21 protein-coding genes and 1 tRNA gene are annotated in these 21,004 nt (G+C 73.4%); 13 read left to right on the forward strand and 9 right to left on the reverse strand.

Annotated elements, in window-relative coordinates:
• Positions 1 to 7 precede the first annotated feature (7 nt).
• Positions 8 to 1,744, reverse strand: coding sequence for a metallophosphoesterase family protein (locus tag ACZ6O5_RS10230; RefSeq protein WP_465976025.1), 1,737 nt, complete (start codon positions 1,742 to 1,744; stop codon positions 8 to 10).
• A 132-nt stretch (positions 1,745 to 1,876) separates the two neighbouring features.
• On the opposite strand from ACZ6O5_RS10230, the gene ACZ6O5_RS10235 reads away from it, so the two are divergent.
• The 6 genes from ACZ6O5_RS10235 (at position 1,877) to ACZ6O5_RS10260 (ending at position 6,432) form a co-directional block, all read left to right on the forward strand.
• Positions 1,877 to 1,953 (forward strand) — tRNA-Thr (locus ACZ6O5_RS10235).
• A 167-nt stretch (positions 1,954 to 2,120) separates the two neighbouring features.
• Positions 2,121 to 2,549: a hypothetical protein gene (locus ACZ6O5_RS10240; protein ID WP_465976027.1), complete on the forward strand. Its 429-nt coding sequence runs from the start codon at positions 2,121 to 2,123 to the stop codon at positions 2,547 to 2,549.
• 124 nt (positions 2,550 to 2,673) lie between these two features.
• Entirely contained in the window at positions 2,674 to 3,192 is a 519-nt protein-coding gene (locus ACZ6O5_RS10245; protein ID WP_465976029.1) for a SigE family RNA polymerase sigma factor, read from the forward strand.
• Positions 3,192 to 3,674 carry a hypothetical protein gene (locus ACZ6O5_RS10250; RefSeq protein WP_465976031.1) on the forward strand — a complete coding sequence of 161 codons (483 nt, stop codon included), beginning with the start codon at positions 3,192 to 3,194 and terminating at the stop codon, positions 3,672 to 3,674. The genes ACZ6O5_RS10245 and ACZ6O5_RS10250 overlap by 1 nt, the downstream gene beginning before the upstream one ends.
• A 78-nt stretch (positions 3,675 to 3,752) precedes the next feature.
• Complete coding sequence (locus ACZ6O5_RS10255) at positions 3,753 to 4,151, forward strand: VOC family protein (RefSeq protein WP_465976032.1); 399 nt, start codon at positions 3,753 to 3,755, stop codon at positions 4,149 to 4,151.
• Positions 4,152 to 4,278: 127 nt separating this feature from the next.
• Positions 4,279 to 6,432: an acyltransferase family protein gene (locus ACZ6O5_RS10260; RefSeq protein ID WP_465976034.1), complete on the forward strand. Its 2,154-nt coding sequence runs from the start codon at positions 4,279 to 4,281 to the stop codon at positions 6,430 to 6,432.
• Between the two features lie 4 nt (positions 6,433 to 6,436).
• Here ACZ6O5_RS10260 and ACZ6O5_RS10265 read toward each other — a convergent pair whose 3' ends face one another.
• Positions 6,437 to 7,057 (reverse strand): pyridoxamine 5'-phosphate oxidase family protein, encoded by a 621-nt coding sequence (locus tag ACZ6O5_RS10265; protein ID WP_465976036.1) that lies wholly within the window; start codon positions 7,055 to 7,057, stop codon positions 6,437 to 6,439.
• Positions 7,058 to 7,223: 166 nt separating this feature from the next.
• Between ACZ6O5_RS10265 and ACZ6O5_RS10270 the strand changes: the two genes are divergently transcribed.
• Genes ACZ6O5_RS10270 through ACZ6O5_RS10280 form a run of 3 tightly spaced genes read left to right on the forward strand, consistent with a single transcriptional unit; the run spans position 7,224 to position 9,389 of the window.
• Positions 7,224 to 7,730 carry a DUF2231 domain-containing protein gene (locus ACZ6O5_RS10270; RefSeq protein WP_465976038.1) on the forward strand — a complete coding sequence of 169 codons (507 nt, stop codon included), beginning with the start codon at positions 7,224 to 7,226 and terminating at the stop codon, positions 7,728 to 7,730.
• Positions 7,727 to 8,263 carry an Hsp20/alpha crystallin family protein gene (locus ACZ6O5_RS10275; RefSeq protein ID WP_465976040.1) on the forward strand — a complete coding sequence of 179 codons (537 nt, stop codon included), beginning with the start codon at positions 7,727 to 7,729 and terminating at the stop codon, positions 8,261 to 8,263. The genes ACZ6O5_RS10270 and ACZ6O5_RS10275 overlap by 4 nt, the downstream gene beginning before the upstream one ends.
• Positions 8,264 to 8,270: 7 nt before the next feature.
• A complete protein-coding gene (locus ACZ6O5_RS10280; protein WP_465976042.1) occupies positions 8,271 to 9,389 on the forward strand; it encodes a glycosyltransferase family 9 protein in 1,119 nt (372 codons plus the stop codon).
• Here the strand turns inward: ACZ6O5_RS10280 and ACZ6O5_RS10285 are convergent.
• On the reverse strand, positions 9,364 to 10,236 hold the full coding sequence (locus tag ACZ6O5_RS10285) for a glycosyltransferase family 2 protein (protein WP_357294949.1): 873 nt from the start codon (positions 10,234 to 10,236) through the stop codon (positions 9,364 to 9,366). The two genes, ACZ6O5_RS10280 and ACZ6O5_RS10285, sit on opposite strands and share 26 nt — an antisense overlap.
• Entirely contained in the window at positions 10,233 to 12,119 is a 1,887-nt protein-coding gene (rfaE2, locus tag ACZ6O5_RS10290) for a D-glycero-beta-D-manno-heptose 1-phosphate adenylyltransferase (protein WP_465976044.1), read from the reverse strand. Before rfaE2 ends, ACZ6O5_RS10285 begins: the two co-directional genes overlap by 4 nt.
• Positions 12,120 to 12,257: 138 nt before the next feature.
• Between rfaE2 and ACZ6O5_RS10295 the strand changes: the two genes are divergently transcribed.
• Both ACZ6O5_RS10295 and ACZ6O5_RS10300 read left to right on the forward strand, forming a co-directional pair.
• Positions 12,258 to 12,815 carry a type 1 glutamine amidotransferase domain-containing protein gene (locus ACZ6O5_RS10295; protein ID WP_465976046.1) on the forward strand — a complete coding sequence of 186 codons (558 nt, stop codon included), beginning with the start codon at positions 12,258 to 12,260 and terminating at the stop codon, positions 12,813 to 12,815.
• Between the two features lie 55 nt (positions 12,816 to 12,870).
• On the forward strand, positions 12,871 to 14,544 hold the full coding sequence (locus ACZ6O5_RS10300; RefSeq protein ID WP_465976048.1) for an MDR family MFS transporter: 1,674 nt from the start codon (positions 12,871 to 12,873) through the stop codon (positions 14,542 to 14,544).
• A 6-nt stretch (positions 14,545 to 14,550) separates the two neighbouring features.
• Here ACZ6O5_RS10300 and ACZ6O5_RS10305 read toward each other — a convergent pair whose 3' ends face one another.
• On the reverse strand, positions 14,551 to 15,042 hold the full coding sequence (locus ACZ6O5_RS10305) for an NUDIX domain-containing protein (RefSeq protein ID WP_465976050.1): 492 nt from the start codon (positions 15,040 to 15,042) through the stop codon (positions 14,551 to 14,553).
• Between the two features lie 84 nt (positions 15,043 to 15,126).
• Between ACZ6O5_RS10305 and ACZ6O5_RS10310 the strand changes: the two genes are divergently transcribed.
• The gene (locus ACZ6O5_RS10310) at positions 15,127 to 16,776 is read left to right on the forward strand and encodes a fatty acid--CoA ligase (protein ID WP_465976052.1); all 1,650 of its coding nucleotides are present in this window, start codon (positions 15,127 to 15,129) and stop codon (positions 16,774 to 16,776) included.
• A gap of 175 nt (positions 16,777 to 16,951) precedes the next feature.
• Here ACZ6O5_RS10310 and ACZ6O5_RS10315 read toward each other — a convergent pair whose 3' ends face one another.
• From ACZ6O5_RS10315 to ACZ6O5_RS10330, 4 genes are all read right to left on the reverse strand, one after another.
• Positions 16,952 to 17,965: an NADPH:quinone reductase gene (locus tag ACZ6O5_RS10315; protein ID WP_465976054.1), complete on the reverse strand. Its 1,014-nt coding sequence runs from the start codon at positions 17,963 to 17,965 to the stop codon at positions 16,952 to 16,954.
• A gap of 101 nt (positions 17,966 to 18,066) precedes the next feature.
• The gene (locus ACZ6O5_RS10320; RefSeq protein WP_465976056.1) at positions 18,067 to 18,723 is read right to left on the reverse strand and encodes an HAD family hydrolase; all 657 of its coding nucleotides are present in this window, start codon (positions 18,721 to 18,723) and stop codon (positions 18,067 to 18,069) included.
• 31 nt (positions 18,724 to 18,754) lie between these two features.
• Positions 18,755 to 19,603: an SCO6745 family protein gene (locus ACZ6O5_RS10325; RefSeq protein WP_465976684.1), complete on the reverse strand. Its 849-nt coding sequence runs from the start codon at positions 19,601 to 19,603 to the stop codon at positions 18,755 to 18,757.
• 139 nt (positions 19,604 to 19,742) lie between these two features.
• Positions 19,743 to 20,414, reverse strand: a complete 672-nt coding sequence (locus ACZ6O5_RS10330) for an FKBP-type peptidyl-prolyl cis-trans isomerase (protein WP_465976058.1) — start codon at positions 20,412 to 20,414, stop codon at positions 19,743 to 19,745.
• A 188-nt stretch (positions 20,415 to 20,602) separates the two neighbouring features.
• Here ACZ6O5_RS10330 and ACZ6O5_RS10335 point away from each other — a divergent pair, with 188 nt between their 5' ends.
• Positions 20,603 to 20,995, forward strand: coding sequence for a PPOX class F420-dependent oxidoreductase (locus ACZ6O5_RS10335; protein WP_281943457.1), 393 nt, complete (start codon positions 20,603 to 20,605; stop codon positions 20,993 to 20,995).
• The last annotated feature ends 9 nt before the right edge of the window (positions 20,996 to 21,004 follow it).

Consider the following 21,004-nt stretch of genomic DNA (forward strand, 5'->3'; position numbering starts at 1 on the left):
TAGGCGGTCAGCGGAGCGTGATGGGGGGTTCGGCCAGGCGGGGAGTCAGCGGGGTCTTCGGGGTCAGCCACGGGGCCGTGGCGGACTGGTCCGGGTTGAGCTGCCAGGCGTGGGACACCCGGTCCAGCGCGACGGGGTAGATCGTCACCGTGCCGTCGGGGTCGAATCGGAACCGGAGGAACGCCTTCGAGTCCTCGATGCCCTGACCGGCGAACAACTCGTTCAGGTTCACGCCGAACGCGCCCGCCACCAGCAGGTAGAGCGCCACCAGCTGACTGGCGACCAGTCCGCTGACCGGGCCGTAGAGCACCGCCGCGGCGACCGCCGGCAGCGGCCACGGCCAGTCGTAGAACGGCAGGTGCAGCCAGAGCCAGGTGCCGCCGGCCGCCAGGGCCACCTGCGCCACCCCGTGCGCCACCCCGAGGATCCAGTGCCGGGCGTGCCGCTTGCCGCCCGCGCTGGGCGGCTTCGCGAAGAACGCCGCACCCAGCAACGTCACCGCGAGCATCGCCACCAGCGGGACGCTGAACAGCCGCTGCGCGGTGGAGTCGGCGCGCTGCGCCGTCACGCCGGCCATGGCCAGCATCAGCAGCGTGTGCAGCGTGCCGAGCAGCGTGGTGAAGCCCGGGTTGCGTAACGGCAGCCGGCGGAAGATCCCCCAGCCGTACCGGCGGGAGCGGGCCTTCTCCGGATAGCGGGCGGCCAGCTCGTACTCGCGGGTGCGGCTGGCCCGTCGGGTCAGCGTGTCCCGTGGCGGCACCTCCAGCCGCTCCGGAAGCTGGTGCGTCGGGTAGAGGTAGGCACCACCGCCACCGCAGGTGATGAGCTGCCGCTCCGGGCCGGCGTACCGGGCGTAGTGGTGCAGGTCGCCGGAGACCAGCACCCGGACCTGGGCCCCGGTGGGCGCCACGATGGTGCGGATGAAGTAGTCGACCGAGTCGTACGCGTTGGGGTGGTCGGCGGCCTTGACCCACGTCGGCGCCGGCACCGCCACGATCACCCGCGACCGTGGGGTGAGCTTGCGGGCCACCGCGTCGAAGTAGGTGAGCTGCGGATCGTCCAGGTACGAGCCGGACTGGTCGTCGAGGCCCAGCAGCCACCACCCGGCCGGCAGCTCCACCGCGAAGTAGGAGCGGGACTGGCCGGTGCCCCAGCCGGCGAAGTGGCGGTCCCGGGAGCGCACGAACAGCCGCAGGAACGCGGTCAGGCCGTCGTACCAGTCGTGGTTGCCGGGGACCGCGAAGAGCGTCGGCCGCTCCGGCGGGGCGACCGGCAGCGCCGCCTGGTACGGGCCCTTGCACCGGTCCTCGTACGCCTCGTAGCCGGCCGACGGATAGACCTGGTCGCCGCCCATCACCAGCGTCTGCGCCCGGGGCAGCCGGTGCCCGTCCACGGTCAGCTCCGGCTGAGCCAGCAGGTAGGCGATCGAGTACGTGGCGTCGAAGCCGTCGCCCAGGTCGGCCACGTAGTCCAGCCAGAGCCCGCCGTCCGGCCCGACCTGCCGGAACGTGTCGTCGCCGAACGCGTTCTGCAACTCCCGCTTGTCCAGGTACGCCCCGAACAGCATGGCCAGCAGCGTCCGCAGGCCGGTGCTGATCAGCAGCAGCGGCGCGAGCCAGGGCACCGGTCGGCGTGGGGTGAAACCCAGTTCCCGCGGGTCCAGGCTGTGCGGCCGACGGCTGGCCCGCTCGCCCGGGCGCACCTCCGGATCCGGCTGTCGCGGCGGTACGTGGTCGTCGCTCACCCGCCGCAGGGTAGTCCGGACCGGGCGGGAAGTCTCTCCCGTGCCGGGGCCGAGGAACCTGGTTGTCCGGTTCCGGACGAGGGGGATCCGGTTCGGCTCCCGGCGGCGCGTGCCGTACACTTGGTGGTCGTTGCCGCCTTAGCTCAGTCGGCTAGAGCGACGCACTCGTAATGCGTAGGTCGACGGTTCGATTCCGTCAGGCGGCTCCAGATGAGCCCCTGGCCAGCAGAAGTGCTGGCCAGGGGCTCGCTTTCGTGTCTGGCGGGCGGGTCGCCGAAGATCCGGAGAAAAAGTTCCGGGTGACGGCAACCTGCGGGCGGTGGATCGCATGTGCCCGGATGTAAGCAACGATCACCGCGATCCATAGGGGCCGGAAATGTCCGCACGTCGTCTGCTGCTGCCCGCTGCCACCGTCCTTTTCGTACTCACCGCCTGTGCCGCCACGGAGGAACCCGGTACCGGCGCGACCGCGTCCGCTCCGGCCTCGGCTGCCCCGACGAACGGCGCCCCCGGTGCCTCGCCCACGGTGACCGCCAAGGCGGCCGGGGGTGTCCGGAGCGCCGACTGTCCCTCGGGGACGGACCTGCAGAAGCTCGTCGAGCTGCCGACCGGCATGACCTTCGGCAGTGTCGAGTGCGTGCAGGGCTGGGCGGGAGCCGTCCCGCAGGGCCCGAAGACCGGTGACGGCGTCTACCTGTTCCACCACACGGCCGGTACGGGCTGGAAGTACTACGGCGAGGGCAGCGGGTACGACTGCACGGACCTCGGCGTCACCGAGCCGGCGCCGTTCTGCGTCTCCGGCTGATCGGATCGACCGCGGTTGCGCGCTGTGGCGCACACTGACTACGGTGTGCGCCACTGTCAGCCGGCCGCACCGACGCCGTCGCGCCCTGACAACCTGTGCGGGTACGTGGGGATGCGAGCGGGGCATGGCGGACTCGATCGACGAGCAGTTCCGGGAGTTCGTCCGGACCCGCTCGTCCGCGTTGCTCCGGACGGCGTTCCTGCTGACCGGCGACCGCCACCTCGCCGAGGACCTGGTGCAGGACGCGCTGGCCCGAACCCATCGGGGCCGACGGCGGCTGAACGATCCGGGGCACTTCGAGGCCTACACCCGCACCGCGATGTACCACCAGCAGGTGAGCTGGTGGCGGCGCCGCAGGGTGGTCGAGTCCCTGCCCGGAGAACTGGCCGACGTGGTCCAGCCCGGCAGTGACCACGCCGGCCGTACCGATCTCAAGCTCGCCCTGCACCAGGCGCTCGCCCAACTCACCCCGCGACAGCGCGCGGTGCTGGTGATCCGCTTCTTCGAGGACCGCAGCGAGGCCGAGGCAGCGCAGCTTCTGCAGTGTTCGGTCGGCACGATCAAGAGCCAGACCAGCAAGGCGCTGGCCCGCATGCGGGAGATCGCGCCCGAGTTGCTCTCGGCCGTGATGGAGGAGGCCTGATGACCGACAACCTCGGGCCGCTGCGTCAGGCCATGTCCGATCTGAGCGAGCACGGCGGCAGCGCCGACCTGTACGAGCGGACCCTGCGCAGGTCGCGGCAGTTGCACCGGCGGGCGACCGTCACCACCGGCGCCACAGCCGTAGCGCTGGTGTTCGCCGTCGGCGGTACGGTCGCCTTCGCCGTCAGCCACTGGTCCGACCCGGCGACGCCGCCCGCGACCGCTCCCGGGCAACCCGAGTGTCCGTCCATCGAAACCTTGGGTGACCTGGTCGAACTGCCGCAGGGCTGGTCCTTCGCGTCCACCGGTGTGCAGTGCGCGGAGACGTGGGCGGCAGTCGAGGTGAAGCGCCCGGCCGGCGGCGACGTCCGCTACCTGTTCCACCACACGTCCGATGCGGGTTGGCGGTACCAGGAACAGGGCACCGAATGGAACTGTCGGGAGCTCGGTCTCACCCGGCCGGCACCGTTCTGCACCTCCTGACCGCGCGCCGATGATTCGGGACCGGCTGGCCGGTCCATCCGGTGACCGCTCCCTCCGTCCAGACCTGGAGTCGCCACCGTGCCCACCTCGCCCGTGACCGTCAGCCTGCCGATCGCCGACCGCGTGACCGCACACCGCTTCTACGCCGAGGCGCTCGGCTGGCCGACGGTCGGTGAGCCGGCGGCGGACGGCGTTCCCGAGCCGCTCCAGTTCGCCGTGCACGACGGCCTGCGCCTGATGCTGGTGCCGAGCGGCGGTTTCGGCTGGGTCATCGGCGACCACGAGGTCGCCGAACGGGGCCGCAGCGAGTGCGTGCTGGGCCTGAGCGCCGCGGATCCCGCCGAGGTGCGGCGGATCGTCGACCGGGCCCGGGCCGCGGGTGCCCGCGTCGTGACGGCGCCGGCCGAACAGCCATGGGGGTACGCCGCCACGTTCGCCGACCCGGACGGCCACCTGTGGATGATCACGGCGTCCTGACGCACGGTCCGGAACCGGCGCGCGGAGCCCGGGGCGACGGGCCCCGACCAGCCGGTACGACATTGCCCGCATCCGTGAGAGCCGCTATCGTTCCCTGGCCAGACGCCCCCGGAGTTCGAGGATCGCGGTGACTTCCCCGGAGTTGACGAACCAGGTTGTCCGGCACGATCCCCGCACCGAGGAGAAGACTGCCGGTCGCGCCCCGAGCCGGTTCCGGGGCGACGTCGCCGGCCTCCGTGCCGTGGCCGTCGCGGTGGTACTGCTCTACCACGCCGGGCTGTCGTTCCTGCCCGGCGGTTTCGTCGGCGTCGACGTCTTCTTCGTGATCTCCGGCTTCCTGATCACCGGGCAGATCGTCGCCGAGATCGAGCGCACCGGCCGGCTCTCCCTCGTCGGGTTCTACGCGCGCCGGGCCAAGCGGATCCTGCCCGCCGCGACGGTGGTGCTCGCGGCGACCGCGGTGGCGGTCCGGCTCTTCGTGCCCCGCGGCGACTGGCAGGCCATCGGCGGCGACATCGCCGCCGCGGCGGTCTACGTGGTGAACTGGCGGTTCGCCGACCGGGCGGTCGACTACCTCGCCGCCGACAACGCGGTGGTCTCGCCGGTGCAGCACTACTGGTCGCTCGCCGTCGAGGAGCAGTTCTACCTGGTCTGGCCGTTGCTGATCGTGCTGGCGCTGCTCGCCGCGCGGGCGCTGCGGCGGGCGAACGTGCGGCCGGTCCTGTGGGTCGGTCTCGCGGTCCTGGCGGTGCCGTCGTTCGTCTGGTCGATCATCGAGACGGCGAACTCGCCGGCCCGCGCGTTCTTCGTCTCCACGACGCGGTTGTGGGAACTCGCCGTCGGGGCGGGCGTCGCGCTGATCGCGACGCGGGCCGCGCGGATGCCACGGGCGGTGGCGGTCGTCCTCGGGTGGCTCGGCCTGGCCGCGATCGTGGCGGCGGCGGCGCTGGTGAGCGGCAAGACGGCCTGGCCCGGGTACGCTGCCGCGCTGCCCACGCTCGGTGCCGCCGCGGTCGTCGCGGCCGGCCCGGCGGCGGGCTCGCGGGGGCCGGTGGTGCTGCTCGGCACCGGCCCGTTCCGCTGGGTCGGTGACCTGTCGTACTCGCTGTACCTGTGGCACTGGCCGATGCTCATCGTGGCCGCCGCCCGCTTCGGTGAGCTGTCGACGGTCGAGGGACTGGCGGTGGCGCTCGCCTCGGTGGTGCCCGCCTGGCTCACGTTCCGGCTGGTGGAGAACCCGCTGCGGTACTCCCGGAAGATCGCCACGTCGCCGCGGCTCGCGTTGAGTCTCGGCGGCAACTTCACCATGGCCGGGATCTGCGCCGGCCTGGCGCTGGTCCTGCTCGGTGCCTGGGCCGCCGCCGCGGTCCCCACCAAGAGCCGGTACGCGCCGGGCGCGGCGCTGCTGTCCGCCACGCCCGGCACCGCCCCGATCGGCCCGGCGCCGGAGCGGTTCGACGTGATCACGCCGGATCCGCTCCAGATCCGGCAGGGGTTCCTGGACGTGCCCGTCACGAAACGGGACAACTGCTTCCAGCAGGTCGAGGGCGCCGAGGTGTTGTGGTGCACGTACGGCAACCCCCAGGGCGCCACCACCGTCGCCCTGGTGGGCGACTCGAAGATGGACCAGTGGTTGCCGGCGTTCCAGGTGCTTGCCGAGCAGAACGACTGGAAGCTGGTGATCGCCGCCAAGGCCGGGTGCGCGTTCACCAGCGCCAAGGTGCTCAAGGCCGACAAGTCCGGCAAGCCCTACACCGACTGCATCGAGTGGAACCAGGCGCTGCTGAGCCGGCTGCTGCGGGAGCGTCCCGACTACGTGGTCACCTCGCAGTCGGCGCCGACCGCACTGAACGCCACCGGCACGGGGGTCTCGGTCGACGCGATGGTCGCGGGCGTGCGGGCCTCCTGGAAGAAGCTCGACTCGGTGGGCTCGCAGGTCGTCGTGATGGCCAACAATCCAGGGCCCCCGGGCGCGCCGGTGGCGTGCGCCGACAAGAACCGCAAGCGCCTGTCCGTCTGCGCGTTCGACCGCGTGCTGCACGACCAGGACCAGGCGTACCGGATGCAGCGGCGGGCGGTGGCCGGGGTGCCCGAGGTCAGGATGATCGACCTGTTCGACGCCATCTGCCCAACCGAGCGGTGCCCGGTGGTGTTCGGCAACGTGCTGATCTACCGAGGCGGATCGCACATCGGCGCCGCCTACGTGAAGACCACCGCCCCGCACCTCGCCCGCGCCCTGTCCGACGTGGGCGTGCCGGCGGTGTACGCGCCGCAGAAGTGACCGCTCAGACGTAGAGCTTCTTGGCGTAGTCGGGGCCGTAGTGCCGTTCCAGGTCGGCCAGGCTCTCCGCCGGGGCCTCGACCTCCTTGACCAGTCGGGGCCGCGACGGTAGCGCGTCCGGCTGCCAGGTCTCCGGCTGCCACAGCTCGGAGCGGAGGAACGCCTTCGCGCAGTGGTAGAAGATCTGCTCGATCGCCACCTCGACGGCGAGCAGCGGCCGGTGGCCCTTGACCTCCAGGTCGGCGAACCACGGCGCGTCCCGGACCAGCCGGGCCCGCCCGTTGATCCGCAGTGTGTCGGTGCGCCCCGGGATCAGGAAGATCAGCCCGACGTGCGGGTTGGCCAGGATGTTGTGGTAGCCGTCGGCGCGCCGGTTGCCCGGCCGTTCCGGGATCGCGATGGTGGTGTCGTCCCGCACCAGCGTGAACCCGGGCGGGTCACCCTTGGGCGAGACGTCGCAACTGCCGTCCGCACCGGCGGTGGCGATCAGGCAGAACGGCGAGGCGGCCAGCCACTCCCGGTCGCGTCGGTGCAGCGTACGGCGCTCCTTGGCGACCGCCCGCGGCATCGGCGCCCCGATCAGCTCACGCAGCTCCGCCTCGTCGGTGATCTCCCGTGTCGTCACGTCTTCCTCCCCCGTCCGTTGACCTTGACGACGGTTCCGGCCCGCGACGGGTCGGAATCCGTCATCGTCAGTCTAGGGGCGCGTCGGACGCCGGGTTTGCCCCCGGAAGCGGCGGGTAGGGACCGGAACACAGCGCGTGTCCGGAACGTGACGGATGGAGGCCGCGATGGAGAGCCGACTGAAAGTGCTCGGCCATCCCGTGCACCCGATGCTGGTGATGTTCCCGGTGGCGCTCCTGGTCACCGCGGTCATCTTCGACGTGGTCGACACGGTGGGCGGGCCGGACCTCCTCGGCGAGGTCGCGTACTGGAACATCACCGTCGGCCTGATCGGTGGCCTGCTCGCCGCCGTGGCCGGCGCGTTCGACCTGCTCGCCCTGCCGACCGGCACCCGCGCCAAGCGGGTCGGGCTGCTCCACGCCGCGGCCAACATCGCGGTGATCCTGCTCTTCGCCGCCGTCTGGGTGGTCCGGCTCAACGCCGGGTCGCGGAACGCCGGCGGTGCGCTGATCGCGATCGAGGTGGTGGCCGTGGCGATCCTCGGGATCAGCGCCTGGCTCGGCGGCGAGCTGGTGGACCGGCTCGGCGTCGGCGTCGACCCGGACCACGACCTCAACGCGTCCAGCTCGCTGCGGCCCACCTCGACGACCCACCGGATCGGAGACCTGCGATGACCGAGCCGGACGGCGGTCGGGGCTGGCGGGGCCGCCAGCAGGGCTGGGACCCGATGGGCGAGTTGCAGGCGCTGCGCGCCGAGCTGAGCCGTCTGGTCGGCGGCCGTTCCGGCACCCCGGACGTGGACGTCACCGAGGTGGCGGACGGCTGGGAGGTGACGGTCCGGCTGCCCGGCGTGGCACCCGAGGAGGTGGCCGTCGAGCTGGACGAGCGGGAACTGTGCGTACGGGCCCGGTCGGAGGCCGAGGTCAACGCCGACCAGGGCATCCCGGGCGGGTTCACCACCCGGGGCTTCGAGTACCGCGTCGACCTGCCCTCGCGCGTCGACCCCGAGCGGATCGACGCGGTGATGGACCACGGCCTGCTCCGGGTGCGGCTACCCCGGGCGGCCCGGCCCGCGCCACGCACCATCACCGTCGGCCGTACCGGCCCGCGCGACACCGTCGGCCGTACGCCGGCCCCGGTCGACCCGGCCGCGGACCGGGAACTGCACCACCCGGACACCACGCTCGACGAGACCGAGCGGCCGTAGGGGCGGCGTGACCAGCCTCCCCCTCGGTCCGGTGGGCGCGTGGGTGCCGGACGTCGAGCGGATCGCCGTGCTCCGGGCCAACGCGCTCGGCGACTTCATCTTCGTGCTGCCCGCGCTGGCGGCGCTGCGGGCCGCGTACCCGTCGGCGGAGATCGTGCTGCTCGGCGCGCCGTGGCACGCGAAGCTGTGGCGCGACCGGCCCGGCCCGGTGGACCGGGTGCTGGTGGTGCCCCCCGCGCCCGGCATCCGCGACGCCGGCCCGGACGAGTCGCCGGCCGGCCCGGCGGACTTCCTGGCCGCGGCGCGCGCCGAACGGTTCGACCTGGCGTTGCAGGTGCACGGCGGCGGCGCCAACTCCAACCCGTTCGTCACCGCGCTCGGCGCCCGGGTCACCGCCGGGCTGCGCGCCGACGACGCGCCGCCGCTGGACCGCTGGCTGCGGTACGTCTACTACCAGCACGAGGTGATCCGCTACCTGGAGGTGGCCGCGCTGGTCGGGGCACCGGCCACCACGATCACCCCGGCGTTGGCGGTGACCGACGCGGACCGGGCCGAGGCGGCGGCGGTGCTCGGCGCGCCCGGCCGACCCCGGGTGGCGCTGCACCCGGGTGCCACCGACACCCGGCGGCGCTGGCCGGCGGAGAGCTTCGCCGAGGTCGCCCGCGTGCTGGTCGGGGACGGGTACGAGGTGCTGGTCACCGGCACGCCCACCGAGCGGGAGACGGTCGACGCGGTGGTCGCGGCGGCCGGCGTGCCGGTGCGCCCGCAGGTCGGCACGCTGAGCCTCGGCGCGCTCGCCGCCGCGTACGCGGACTGCGCGCTGGTGGTCTCCAACGACACCGGCCCGCTGCACCTGGCCGCCGCGGTGGGCGCGCCCACGGTGGGCATCTTCTGGGTCGGCAACCTGATCAACGGCGCGTCCCCGCTGCGCGGCCGGCACCGCCCGATCGCCGCCTGGACGACCCGCTGCCCGGTCTGCGGCGTCGACTGCACGCCCGGGATCTACCCGCACCGCCCCGGGGACGGCGACTGCCCGCACCGGGTGTCGTTCGTGGCCGACGTGCCGGCCGTCGAGGTGGTGGAGGCGGCCCGCGAGCTGCTCACACCTCCGCGCCCGACTCGTTGAGCACGACCTCCCACGCCTCCACGTCCCGCTCGGTGACCGTGGTCGGCGACTCCAGGTGGTAGGCCCCGCTGGGCAGCACCCCGGCGCCGCCGTGCCGCTCCAGCACCGCGAGCTGCGCGGCCACGTCCTCGCCCTGGTGCCGCTCGGGCAGCCGTTCCCAGAAGTCGAAGCCACCGGCGTCGACCAGCTTCGCCCGGTCGTAGAGCACGCAGCCGCCGATCCAGGAGACCTTGTACGCCCGCCACGCGCCCACCGGCAGGTCGAGCTTCTCGGTGACGTGCAGCAGGTTCGCCGCCGGGTGGATCGACGCCCGGTGCCACTCCGGCGTGCCCGGCCGGATCCGCTCCGGTTCCGGCCGGCCCGGCCACTCCTCGTAGTGCCGGTGCGTGTCCGGGCGGACGTCCTCGGCGTAGGAGAGCCCGTGCACCGCGTTGCCGACGAACCCGCAGCCCAGCTCGTGCAGCGCGGTGACCAGCCGGGACAACGTGCCCGGCTCCAGCCAGACGTCGTCGTCGAGGCAGAGCACGGCGTCGGCCGCCGACCGGGACAACAGGTAGGAGCGGTGCTCGGCCAACCCGCGCCGGGGCAGCCGCCGGGTCAGCAGCACCGGGTGTCCCCGGTGGCGCAACGCCCGGACCATGGTGGCCGCCGCCGGGTGCGCGTACGCGGGGTCGCCGTCGGACTGGTCGCTGACCACCACCCCGAAGCCGGGCACGCCCTCCTGGGCGGCCAGCCCGGACAGCGTGACCGCCAGCTCGGCCGGCCGGTTGCGGGTGGGGATCAGCACGTCGAGCCGTCGGGGATGCCGGAACTGCTCCGGGGTGCCCGGGTCGAGCGGTCGGGTCACGCCGGCCTGCTCTCGCCGACCGGCTGGGCTCGGATGCGGTCGATGATGGCCGAGGTGGAGCGGTCCGGCACGTAGCCGAGCGTGCGGACCTGGCCGCCGAGCCGGCGGACCAGCGGCGCCTCCGGCACCATCTCCGGCGGGTAGTCGCCGCCCTTGACGTAGAGGTCCGGGCGGACCGCCTCGATCAGCCGGGCCGGTGAGTCCTCCTCGAAGACCACCACGTGGTCCACGCAGGCCAGCGCCGCCAGCAGCGCGATGCGGTCCTCGACCGGGTTGACCGGCCGGTCCGGGCCCTTGAGCCGGCGTACGCTGCCGTCCGAGTTGACCGCCACGATCAGCAGGTCGCCGAGCGCGCGGGCCTGGGTCAGGTAGCGGACGTGCCCCGGGTGCAGCACGTCGAAGCAGCCGTTGGTGAACACCACCGACCGCCCGGACCGCCGGTGCTCGTCGACGAGCGCGGCCAGCTCGTCGGCGCCGACCAGGGCCGGGTGCCCGGCCTCCTCGCCGCCGGTGCCCAGCGCGGTGAGCAGGTCCTCCCGGCGGCACACGCAGGTGCCGGTGTCGGCGACCGTGATGGTGGCGGCGAGCTGGGCGAGCTGCGCGGCGGTCGGCAGGCCCGCCTCGGCGGCCAGCGCCAGCGTCATGGCCGCCAGGTACGCGTCCCCGGCGCCGACCGCGTGGCTGGCCGGGACCGGCGTGCTGTGGCTGCGCCGGGGCGAGCCGTCGGCGCCGCCGACCACCGCGCCGTCGGTGTCCAGGGTCACCGCGACCACGTCCGCGCCGGTGTGCGCGCGCAGCTCGGACAGGCGCGACTCGGCCAGCTCGGCCCGGTCCACGCCCTCCCCGACGGCCGCGTTCACGGTCACCCCGGTGCCGGTGACGCTGAGCCCGTTGCCGGTCAGCGCCACCCGCTCCTCGCCCGGAGTCGGCTCGCCGGTCGGCCCGGACGAGCCCCCCGTGGGCCGGTGCACCGGCGCGCCGGAGGCGGGGTGCGGACTGCCCGGCGTACGGTCGCCGGACATGGCGTGCGTTGCCCGTTCACCGGCTTCGCCGGGGGGCGTGGCCACCGCCCGTTCGCCGGCTCCGCCGGGTGCGGCGCCGACCACCAGCTCGGACGGGCCGTCGGTCGCGGCCGGATGATCCAGGTGCAGGTCACCGGTGCGGACGACGCCGCGCTCGGCGTGGGCGAACCCGGCGGCGGCGCGGGCCAGCAGCCGGGTCGCCTCGGCGAAGCTCGGCGTCACCACCGTCGGGTTGAGCCCGCGCCAGTCGGCCAGGTCGTGCGCGTCGAGCGCCACCGTGCCGTACCGGTCGCGGTTGGCGACCAGCCAGGCGCGTACCGCCGACGGCAGCGCACCCAGGCCGTAGTCGCAGACCACAAGCGTGAGCGGCTGCCCGGCGGCCACCGCGCGCAGCTCCTCGGTGGCGCAGTGCAGCGCGGTCAGCAGGCGGGCCACCCCGTCGTCGTCGAGCGTGTCCTCCGGGCCGCCGGAGTCCTCCCGGAGCAGGATCTGGTTGCCGGCGAGCATCCGGCGCTTGACCGGGGTGGGACGGCCGGGCTGGCTGACCGTCCGGTCCCAGACCGTCGCCCGGTCCAGGCAGTCGTGCAGCTCGTCGCCGGCGACGTCGGCGCCGACCGGGGCGACGAGCGCGGCCCGGCCGCCGAGCGCGGCGACGTTGACCGCGGTGTTCGCGGCGCCGCCGGCGGCGGAGATCCGGCGGCGCAGCGTGAGGACCGGCGCGGGCGCCTCCCGGCAGAGCCGTTCCGACTCGGCGAACCGCCACTCGTCCAGCATGGCGTCGCCGACGACCAGCACGGGACGCCCCTGCCAGCTCGCCACCACGGTGGCCAGCCGGCGCTCTTCCGCTGCTGCTCCTGCCATGCCCTCCCGGGTCCCCCGGCGTCGGCCGGCCAAACCAGCCCGGCCGCGGCCCGGCTGCGACGCGGGCCACCCGGTGCGTCCGGTTTCCGGGCATCGGCCGGGGGAATCGTCCAGACACACCCGGAGAGGAGAAGCAGCATGGCAGCGACACTTCAGGGCAAGCGGATCGCGTTCCTGGCCGCCGACGGCGTCGAGGAGGTCGAGTACACCAAGCCGCGCGAGGCGGTGGAGAACGCCGGCGCCCGGGTGGAGCTGGTCTCCATCGAGTCCGGCTCGATCCAGGCGTTCAACCACCTGGACCACGGCAAGCAGTACCAGGTCGACGTCACCACCAAGGAGGCGGACGCCGGCGCGTACGACGGGTTGGTGCTGCCCGGCGGCGTGGCGAACCCGGACTTCCTGCGGGCCGACCCGGACGCGGTCCGGTTCGTGAAGGCGTTCTTCGACGCCGGCAAGCCGGTCGGGGTGATCTGCCACGGCCCGTGGACGCTGGTCGAGGCGGACGTGGTGCGCGGTCGCCGGATCACCTCCTGGCCGAGCCTGCGCACCGACCTCACGAACGCCGGCGCCATCTGGGTCGACGAGGAGGTCGTCACCGACAACGGGCTGGTCAGCAGCCGTAAGCCGGACGACCTGCCGGCGTTCTGCGCCAAGATCGTCGAGGAGTTCGCCGAGGGCCGGCACACCGCCGGCTAGAAAACTCATCCGCCCACCGGGGGCATGATCCGCCCCCGGTGGGATACGAAGCGGGATGACCGCCCAGGCCGCTGCACCCGCGTTGCCCGCCCGCCAGATCCGGCTGCTGATGTTCGGTCTGATGACCGGCATGCTGTTGGCCGCGCTCGACCAGACCATCGTCGGCACCGCGCTGCCCACCATCGTCGGGGAGTTGGGCGGCATCGACCACTACTCGTGGGTGGTCACCGCGTACCTGCTGGCGTCGACCGCCTCGACGCCGCTCTACGGCAAGATGGCCGACCTGTACGGACGACGGCCGGTCTTCCTGTTCTCGATCGGCGCGTTCCTGGTCGGCTCGCTGCTGGCCGGGCTGTCGCGGGACATGACCCAGTTGATCGTCACCCGGGGCGTGCAGGGGCTCGGCGCGGGCGGCCTGATGACGCTGGCGTTCGTCATCATCTCGGACGTGGTGCCGCCCCGGGAGCGGGGCCGCTACCAGGGTCTGTTCGGCGCCGTGTTCGGCGTGTCGTCGGTGGCCGGCCCGCTGGTCGGCGGCTACTTCGCGGAGACCAACTGGCGGTGGATCTTCTACCTGAACGTGCCGCTGGCGATTCTCGCCATCGTGGTCTGCTGGCACGTGATGCGGCTGGTGCCGTTCCAGCGCCGCGAGCACACCGTCGACTGGCTCGGCGCGGCGTTGCTGGTCGCCGGTGTGAGCTGCCTGCTGCTGGCGCTGAGCTGGGGCGGCACCTCGTACGCCTGGGGCTCCGCCGTGATCGTCGGGCTGTTCGTGGCCGGTGCGGTGCTGGGCGTGGCGTTCCTGCTCCAGGAGGCCCGGACCCGGGAGCCGATCCTGCCGCTGCGGCTGTTCCGCAGCCGCACGTTCGCGCTGGCCAACACCGCCGGCTTCGTGCTCGGCCTGGTGATGTTCGGGTCGATCATCTTCATTCCGCTCTACCTCCAGATCGTCAAGGGCGCCTCGCCGACCCGTAGCGGCCTGCTGATGCTGCCGATGATGGCCGGCATCATCGTCACGTCGATCCTGACCGGCCGGGCGATGAGCCGGATCGGCCGGTACAAGTGGTTCCCGGTGACGGGCACCGCCGTGCTGGTGGTCGGCATGCTGCTGTTCCGCCAGCTCCAGGTGGGCACGTCGCTGTGGGCCGCGTTCGGCTACATGGTGGTGATCGGCGTCGGGCTGGGCCTGTGCATGCAGTCGCTGATCCTGGCCGTGCAGAACGCGGTGGACGTCCGCGACCTGGGCGCGGGCACCTCCTCGGCCACGTTCTTCCGCTCGCTGGGCGGCTCGTTCGGGGTGGCCATCCTGGGCGCGGTGCTGTCCACGCGGCTCACCGGCGCGCTGGCCGACCGGCTGCCGGGCGCGCTCGCCCAGCTCCCGCCGCAGCAGCGGGCGGCGGTGGCGGCCGGCGGCGCGGAGAACATCTCGATCAACGATCCGGCCACCATCCTGGCGTTGCCCGGCCCGGTACGCGCCGCGATCCAGTCCTCGTTCGTCGACGCGTTGCACCTGGTCTTCCTGACCACCGGGCTGATCGCGGTGCTGGCGGTGCTGGTCACCCTGGCCATGCCGAACCACCAGCTCCGCGGCGCCGGCCCGCAGGGCGCCACCGGCGGCGCGGACCCGCTGGGCGGGAAGGCCGCCGCGCCGGGTGGCAAGCCGCTGCCGAAGGAGTCGAAGGACGAGGCCGCCGCCGAGATGGAGGCGAAGTCGCAGACGATGCTGTGAGCCGCCCTATTTCAGGATCAGGCGGTTGGTCTGCTCGAAGACGTCCAGGTCGGCCAGCGTCTCGGCGACGCTCGACGAGAGCGGGGTGGGGAACTCCGTCCGGGGGAAGAAGCCGGCGTCGGTGGTCTCGTCGGTGAACCGGGACAGCTCGCCGTCCCACTCGTCGACCCGGAACGCGGCGGTGAAGACCTGGTAGGTGTGCCCGTACATGTTGGTGTGGGTGCGGTCCGGGCCGGTGTAGAGCGCGAACGCGCTGACCCGCAGCGCGCGGAGGCCGGTCTCCTCGCGGACCTCGCGGACCGCGCAGTCGGCGATCGACTCGCCCAGCTCCATCGCGCCGGCCGGCAGTGCCCACTGGCCGTTGTCGGAGCGCTGGATCAACAGCACCCGGGCGGCGTTGTCGCGCACCACGGCGCGGGCGCCGACGAACATCAGCGTGCGGTCACCGGCCAGCGCGCGGAGCTGCCCGACGTACGAGTCGGCCCAGGAGATGCTCACCCGGACAATCTACGCAGCATCGCCGGCCGGCTCGGCCGTTCCGGGGGTTCCGCTGGTGTGAACGGCGACACTACGTTGTTACCCATGCGTAGCACGATGATGGACGCCCCACTCCAGGTAGCCCGCATCCTCGAACACGGCGCCACCGTGCACGGCACGGCCGAGGTGGTCACCTGGACCGGCGCCGAACCCCGCCGGATGACGTACGCGGAGGTGGGGCGCGCCGCCGCCCGGCTGGCGCACGCGCTGCGCGACGAGTGCGGGGTGACCGGTGACGAGCGGGTCGCCACCTTCATGTGGAACAACAACGAGCACCTGGTGGCCTACTTCGCGGTGCCGAGCATGGGCGCGGTGCTGCACACGCTCAACCTGCGGCTCTTCCCGGACCAGGTCGCCTACATCGCCAACCACGCGCAGGACCGGGTGGTGCTCGTCGACAGCACGCTCATCCCGCTGCTGGCCCGCGTGCTCGGCGAGCTGGCCACGGTGCGGCACGTGGTGGTGGTCGGCGGCGGGGACCCGGCCCCGCTGGTGGCCGCCGCCGGCGACCGGATCACCGTGCACCACTGGGACGCGCTGCTGGCCGACCGGCCGGACACGTTCGACTGGCCCGAGGTGGACGAGCGGGACGCGGCGGCGCTCTGCTACACGTCCGGGACCACCGGCCACCCCAAGGGCGTGGCCTACTCGCACCGTTCGATCTACCTGCACTCGCTCCAGGTCTGCATGCCGGAGGGCTTCGGCCTCGGCCCGGGCGACCGGGAGCTGGCCATCGTGCCGATGTTCCACGCCATGTCGTGGGGACTGCCGTACGCGGCGTTCCTCTCCGGCGCCTCGCTGATCATGCCGGACCGCTTCCTCCAGGCCGAACCGATCGCCGCGATGATCGCCGCCGAGCGGCCCACGCTGGCCGGCGCGGTGCCGACCATCTGGACCGACCTGCTGGCCTACCTGGACACCCACGACGTGGACACCTCCTCGCTGACCGAGGTGATCGTCGGCGGCTCGGCGTGCCCGCCGGCGCTGATGCACGCGTTCCGCGACCGGCACGGCATCGAGGTCATCCACGCCTGGGGGATGACCGAGATGTCGCCGCTGGGTTCGGTGTCCCGCGCCCCGGCCGGTGCGACCGGCGACGACGCCTGGCGCTACCGCTACACCCAGGGCCGCGTCCCGGCCGGCGTGGCCGCGCGGATCGTCGGGCCGCTGGGTGAGCCGCTGCCCGCGGACGGGACGTCCGTGGGCGAGCTGGAGGTGCGGGGGCCGTGGGTGACCGCCCGGTACGTCGGCGACGACGAGCCGGACGCCGAGAAGTTCCGGGACGGCTGGCTGCGGACCGGGGACGTCGGCACGCTCTCGCCGGACGGGTTCATCACGCTCACCGACCGGGCCAAGGACGTGATCAAGTCCGGCGGGGAGTGGATCTCCTCGGTGGAGCTGGAGAACGCGCTGATGGCGCATCCGGCGGTGCTGGAGGCGTGCGTGGTGGGCGTGCCTGACGAGCGCTGGGACGAGCGCCCGCTGGCCACCGTGGTGGTCCGCGAGGGCGCCTCGGTCACCGCGGAGGCGCTGCGGGACTTCCTGGCCGGCTCGGTGGCCCGCTGGCAGTTGCCGGAGCGCTGGGCGTTCATCGACGCGGTGCCGAAGACCAGCGTCGGCAAGTTCGACAAGAAGGTGGTGCGCTCGCGGTACGCCGACGGCGGGCTTGAGGTGCGGGAACTGTCCGCGCCGTAACGCTTTCCGGCGTACCGTCGCCTACACAGGTAGGAACACGTTTCCCACGGACATTCCTCCCAGAGGGCGGCCCCGGCGTTCGCACCGCGCCGGGGCCGCCCGTCCGTTACGGGGTGACCCGCACCGCCATTGTTGCGAAACTTGTTCGCCTCTGTCCCGGTGTCGGAGAAATCCCCTACTCCTCGGCGGTGCTGACCAGCACCTTGCCCACCGCGCCGTCCCGCACCGCCTGCTGCGCCGACGCGGTCTCCGCCAGGGGATACCGGTGCAGCGGCAGCCCGGCCTCCGCGCCGACCCGAATCGCGCCCTGCGCCACCGCCGCCGCGATGTCGGTCACCGCCTGCGCCTTGGCCACCTTCGGCGCGGTGTAGACCAGCACGAACTGCCAGCGCGCGTTCGGCCCCATCAACGGCCGGATCGGCAACGTCACCTCCTCGCCGCCGTCGTCGGCGTAGACGCAGACCGCGCCGCCGGAACGCAGCATCCGCACGTCGGCGGCGGCGTTGCGGGCGGCGGAGACCTCGACGATCGTGTGCACCCCGTCGGGCGCGACCTTGCGGACCTCCTCGACCACGTCCTGCTCGCGGTAGTTGATCACGAAGTCGGCACCGGCCGCGGCGGCGAGCTGCGCCTTCTCCGGGGTGCTCACCGTGGTGATCACGCAGGCGTCGGCCCAGCGGGCGAGCTGGATCGCCGCGTTGCCCACCGCGCCCGCCCCGCCCTGCACCAGCACCACGTGGTCGCTCAACGCGCCGGCGTGCAACGTGTCCGGCATGAACTCACCGACGGTCAGGCAGCGGTGCGCGGTCATGAACGGGATGCCCAACGCCGCGCCCAGATCGAACGAGGTCGAACCGAGCGGCACCGCGTGCCGGACCGGGACCACCGTGTACTCCGCCGCGGTGCCCCACGGGCGCTGCCAGGCCGCCTCCCACAGCCAGACCCGCTCGCCGATCAGGATCCGGTCGACGCCCTCGCCGACCGCCTCCACCACCCCGGCGCCGTCCTGGTGCGGGATCTGCCAGCCGGCCGGCAGCGGCCACGCCTCGCGCGCCTTCCAGTCCGTCGGGTTCACCCCCGAGACGGCCAGCCGCACCAGCACCTCGCCCGGGCCGGGCTCCGGCACCGGCCGCTCCGCCACCTGGAGCACCGAGGCGTCCCCGCTGCGCTCGTACACGATTGCCCTCATCGCCGTCCCTCCGCTCTAGTCGCCATGCGCTACCCAAACTCGGGGCGAACATGTAAGGCGGGGCCCCCGCTTAACGCTTCCGGTAGAGGAAGGGGCCCCGCTTAACACCCCAACCCCACGAGCAGCTCCGGGGTGAGCGCGCCGATCGAGGGAAGCCGCACGGCGGCGAGCGCCTCGGCGTCCGGATCCAGCGGGTACGACAGGTGCGGCACCGCCACCACCCGGCACCCGGCCGCCGCCGCCGACCGGACGCCGTTGGACGAGTCCTCCACCGCCACGCACCGGGTCGGGTCGACGCCCAACCGGGCCGCCACCGCCAGCCAGACGTCCGGCGCCGGCTTGCCCCGGGCGGTCTCCTCCGTCGACAGCGTCGCGCCGAACGCGTCGACCAGGCCCGTCGCCTCCAGCGCCGCCGCGATCAGCCGGGTCGGCGAGGAACTGGCCAACCCCAGCGGCCACCGCGCGGCCGTCCGGCGCACCACCGCGTCGGCGTCGTCGATCAGCGGTACGCGCTGCGCGTACCGCCGGGTCATCTCCGCCACCACCTCGACGGCGACCTGCTCGGCCGACCGGTCGACGCCCAGCTCACCGCTCAGGTAGGCGGCCCACTCGCCGGTGCTCATGCCCATCAGCCGGCGCTGGGTGTCCGGCTGCCAGACGCCTCCGTGCTCGGCCACGTACGCCCGGCGGACCTCCTCCCAGACCGGCTCCGAGTCCACGATCACGCCGTCCAGGTCGAAGAGCACCGCGTCCACCATGCCGCCATCCTGCCCCAGCCGGCGGCCCGGCTCACCCCGGCCGCGTCGCTCCGACCGAACGCTGCGCCGGCAACCCGATCGGGGCCTGCGCCGGGATGATCGTGCGGCAGCGCGTCGCGACCGGTTCGAGCAGCTCCCGCAGCCGCTCCGTACGCTGCGCGCCCAGCGCCCGCCACGGGCCCGCCGCGGCCCGGTCGGTGGCCTCCTCGACGGCCCGGAACGTGGCGGTGGCCTGCGGGGTCGGCCCCCGGTCGGCGGTCAGCCAGCCCTTGTCGACCAGCCGCTCCTCGGCGGCTGACCACTCCTCGTCGGTCCAGCCCCGGGCCGGCTGGTGGAACTCGCGCGACTGGTCGACCCGGCACCGCCAGGCCACCACCTCGACCGGCTCCAGCCCGGTGCCGACCAGCGCGGCCACGTGCCCGTCGCCCCGGTGCTCGCGCAGCGTGGCGGCGGCCTGCCAGAGCCGGGCCAGCGGGTACTCCCCGCGCGGCAGGGCGGCGTTGACCGCGCCGAGCACCCGCCCGGCGGTGTCCACCCGGTCGGCCGCCGCCTCCAGCAGCTCGGCGGCCTCGACCAGGTGCGACTCGGGCAGCTCGTAGGTGAACTCGGCGAGCGCCTGCACCGCGCCGGTGAGCCGGGCGCGCAGCGCCTCCTCCGGGGTGGCCAGCCGCCACACCGACGGCAACGCGCGGGCCACCATCGGCGGCGCGAAGCTGAAGAACGCGGCCGTCACCGTCGGCGCGTCGACAGGTCCGAGCGGCGCGGCCCGGCCGGCGAAGTAGCCGCGCCAGTAGCCGCGCAGCCCGACCGCCTCGAACGCGGAGCGGGCGCGCGGGTGGAAGTAGGTCACCGCGTGGACCGGCTCGAACAGCGTCCACATCTGCCGGGCCACCCCGGGGTCGTCAAGCGCCGCCACGTGCACCTCCGCGTCGGTGGTCAGGTCACCGCGGACGGACGGACCGCCCGCGGTGACCAAGAACCTACTGCCGTTGGGTGACCGGACGGAAGCCTGGAGTGATCTACTGCGCAGCCAGCACGTCGACGACGAAGCGCAGCGGCCCGGCCGGACGGCCGCCCTCGGCCTTGTCGCCGTAGGCCAGCGCGGCCGGGAGGTCGAGCTGCACGCGGCTGCCCACCGGCACGCCGACCAGGCCCTGGTCCCAGCCCTTGAGGACCTGGCCCACGCCGATCTGGAAGGTGGCCGGCTGGCCGTTGTCCCAGGACGCGTCGAACTGCTTCCCGTCCTTGTAGAAGACGCCCACGTAGTTCGTGGTGATCGTCTGTCCGGCCTTCACCGCCGGCCCCTTGCCCTTGACCAGCGTGGTGACGGTCAGCTTCTTCAGCTCACCGGAGCCGGCCTTGACCGCCGGCTTGGTCTTCAGCGCCGGGTCGACGTTGGCGGGCAGCTCCGGCGCGGGCGGCGCGGTGGGCTCCGCCTGGTCGGCGGGGGCGCTGGGGCTGGCCGAGGAGGCGGTGGTGGCCGGCTTGTCGTCGTCTCCGCTGTTCAGCCAGACGAGACCACCGACCAGGGCCACCACGGCGAGCACACCGGCGGCGGCGCCCAGCATCGACTGCCGGCGCCGGCGCGCCTCGGCGGCCTTCTTCTCGGCCAACTGGGCGGCCAGCCGCCGCCCGGCCTTGGTGGCCGGGGCGGCCTGGTCCTCCGACCGGTTCTCCACACGCTCGCTCACGTCGACTCCCTGCAGGTGGGGGGTGGGTACGCCCCCGGCGGGCCGCCGCCGAGGCCAGCGCACACGGTACCCGCCCGCACCCCCACAGCGACGAAAGGCGGGGGCCCTTCTTAACGCATTCGGTATAGGCGGGGCCCCTTCTTCACACCCCGGGCCGGACCGGACACCGAGCGGGTACGTTCTCGGACATGGCGATCCTCACCGAAGAAGACCTGGCCCTGCTCGGCGAGCCGCAGCTCGCGCACGTGGCCACCATCGAGTCCGACGGCACCCCGCACGTCACCCCGGTCTGGGTGGACACCGACGGGGAGCACATCGTGTTCAACACCGCCAAGGGCCGGCAGAAGTACCTCAACATGTCCCGCAACCCGGTCGTCGCGGTGTCGGTGGTCGACAAGGCGGACGACTACCGCACGCTCTGGGTGAAGGGCACCGTCGAGTTCGTCACCGAGGGCGCCGACGAGCACATCGACCGGATGGCGAAGAAGTATCTCGGCCAGGACACCTACCCGTGGCGGCGCGCGGGCGAGGAGCGCGTCATCGTCCGCATCACCCCGACGGAGAAGCTCGGCCGCGGGTGATAAGCGGGG

The sequence above is a fragment of the Micromonospora sp. NPDC049201 genome (genome assembly GCF_055586805.1).

What these genes read in the sequence shown, in the direction of transcription:
- ACZ6O5_RS10240 (WP_465976027.1), top strand. Translation starts at nt 2,121, where the DNA reads ATGTCCGCACGTCGTCTGCTGCTGCCCGCTGCCACCGTCCTTTTCGTA.
- ACZ6O5_RS10245 (WP_465976029.1), top strand. Translation starts at nt 2,674, where the DNA reads ATGGCGGACTCGATCGACGAGCAGTTCCGGGAGTTCGTCCGGACCCGC.
- ACZ6O5_RS10250 (WP_465976031.1), top strand. Translation starts at nt 3,192, where the DNA reads ATGACCGACAACCTCGGGCCGCTGCGTCAGGCCATGTCCGATCTGAGC.
- ACZ6O5_RS10270 (WP_465976038.1), top strand. Translation starts at nt 7,224, where the DNA reads ATGGAGAGCCGACTGAAAGTGCTCGGCCATCCCGTGCACCCGATGCTG.
- ACZ6O5_RS10275 (WP_465976040.1), top strand. Translation starts at nt 7,727, where the DNA reads ATGACCGAGCCGGACGGCGGTCGGGGCTGGCGGGGCCGCCAGCAGGGC.
- rfaE2 (WP_465976044.1), bottom strand. Translation starts at nt 12,119, where the DNA reads ATGGCAGGAGCAGCAGCGGAAGAGCGCCGGCTGGCCACCGTGGTGGCG.
- ACZ6O5_RS10295 (WP_465976046.1), top strand. Translation starts at nt 12,258, where the DNA reads ATGGCAGCGACACTTCAGGGCAAGCGGATCGCGTTCCTGGCCGCCGAC.
- ACZ6O5_RS10300 (WP_465976048.1), top strand. Translation starts at nt 12,871, where the DNA reads ATGACCGCCCAGGCCGCTGCACCCGCGTTGCCCGCCCGCCAGATCCGG.
- ACZ6O5_RS10310 (WP_465976052.1), top strand. Translation starts at nt 15,127, where the DNA reads ATGCGTAGCACGATGATGGACGCCCCACTCCAGGTAGCCCGCATCCTC.
- ACZ6O5_RS10315 (WP_465976054.1), bottom strand. Translation starts at nt 17,965, where the DNA reads ATGAGGGCAATCGTGTACGAGCGCAGCGGGGACGCCTCGGTGCTCCAG.
- ACZ6O5_RS10320 (WP_465976056.1), bottom strand. Translation starts at nt 18,723, where the DNA reads ATGGTGGACGCGGTGCTCTTCGACCTGGACGGCGTGATCGTGGACTCG.
- ACZ6O5_RS10325 (WP_465976684.1), bottom strand. Translation starts at nt 19,603, where the DNA reads ATGTGGACGCTGTTCGAGCCGGTCCACGCGGTGACCTACTTCCACCCG.
- ACZ6O5_RS10335 (WP_281943457.1), top strand. Translation starts at nt 20,603, where the DNA reads ATGGCGATCCTCACCGAAGAAGACCTGGCCCTGCTCGGCGAGCCGCAG.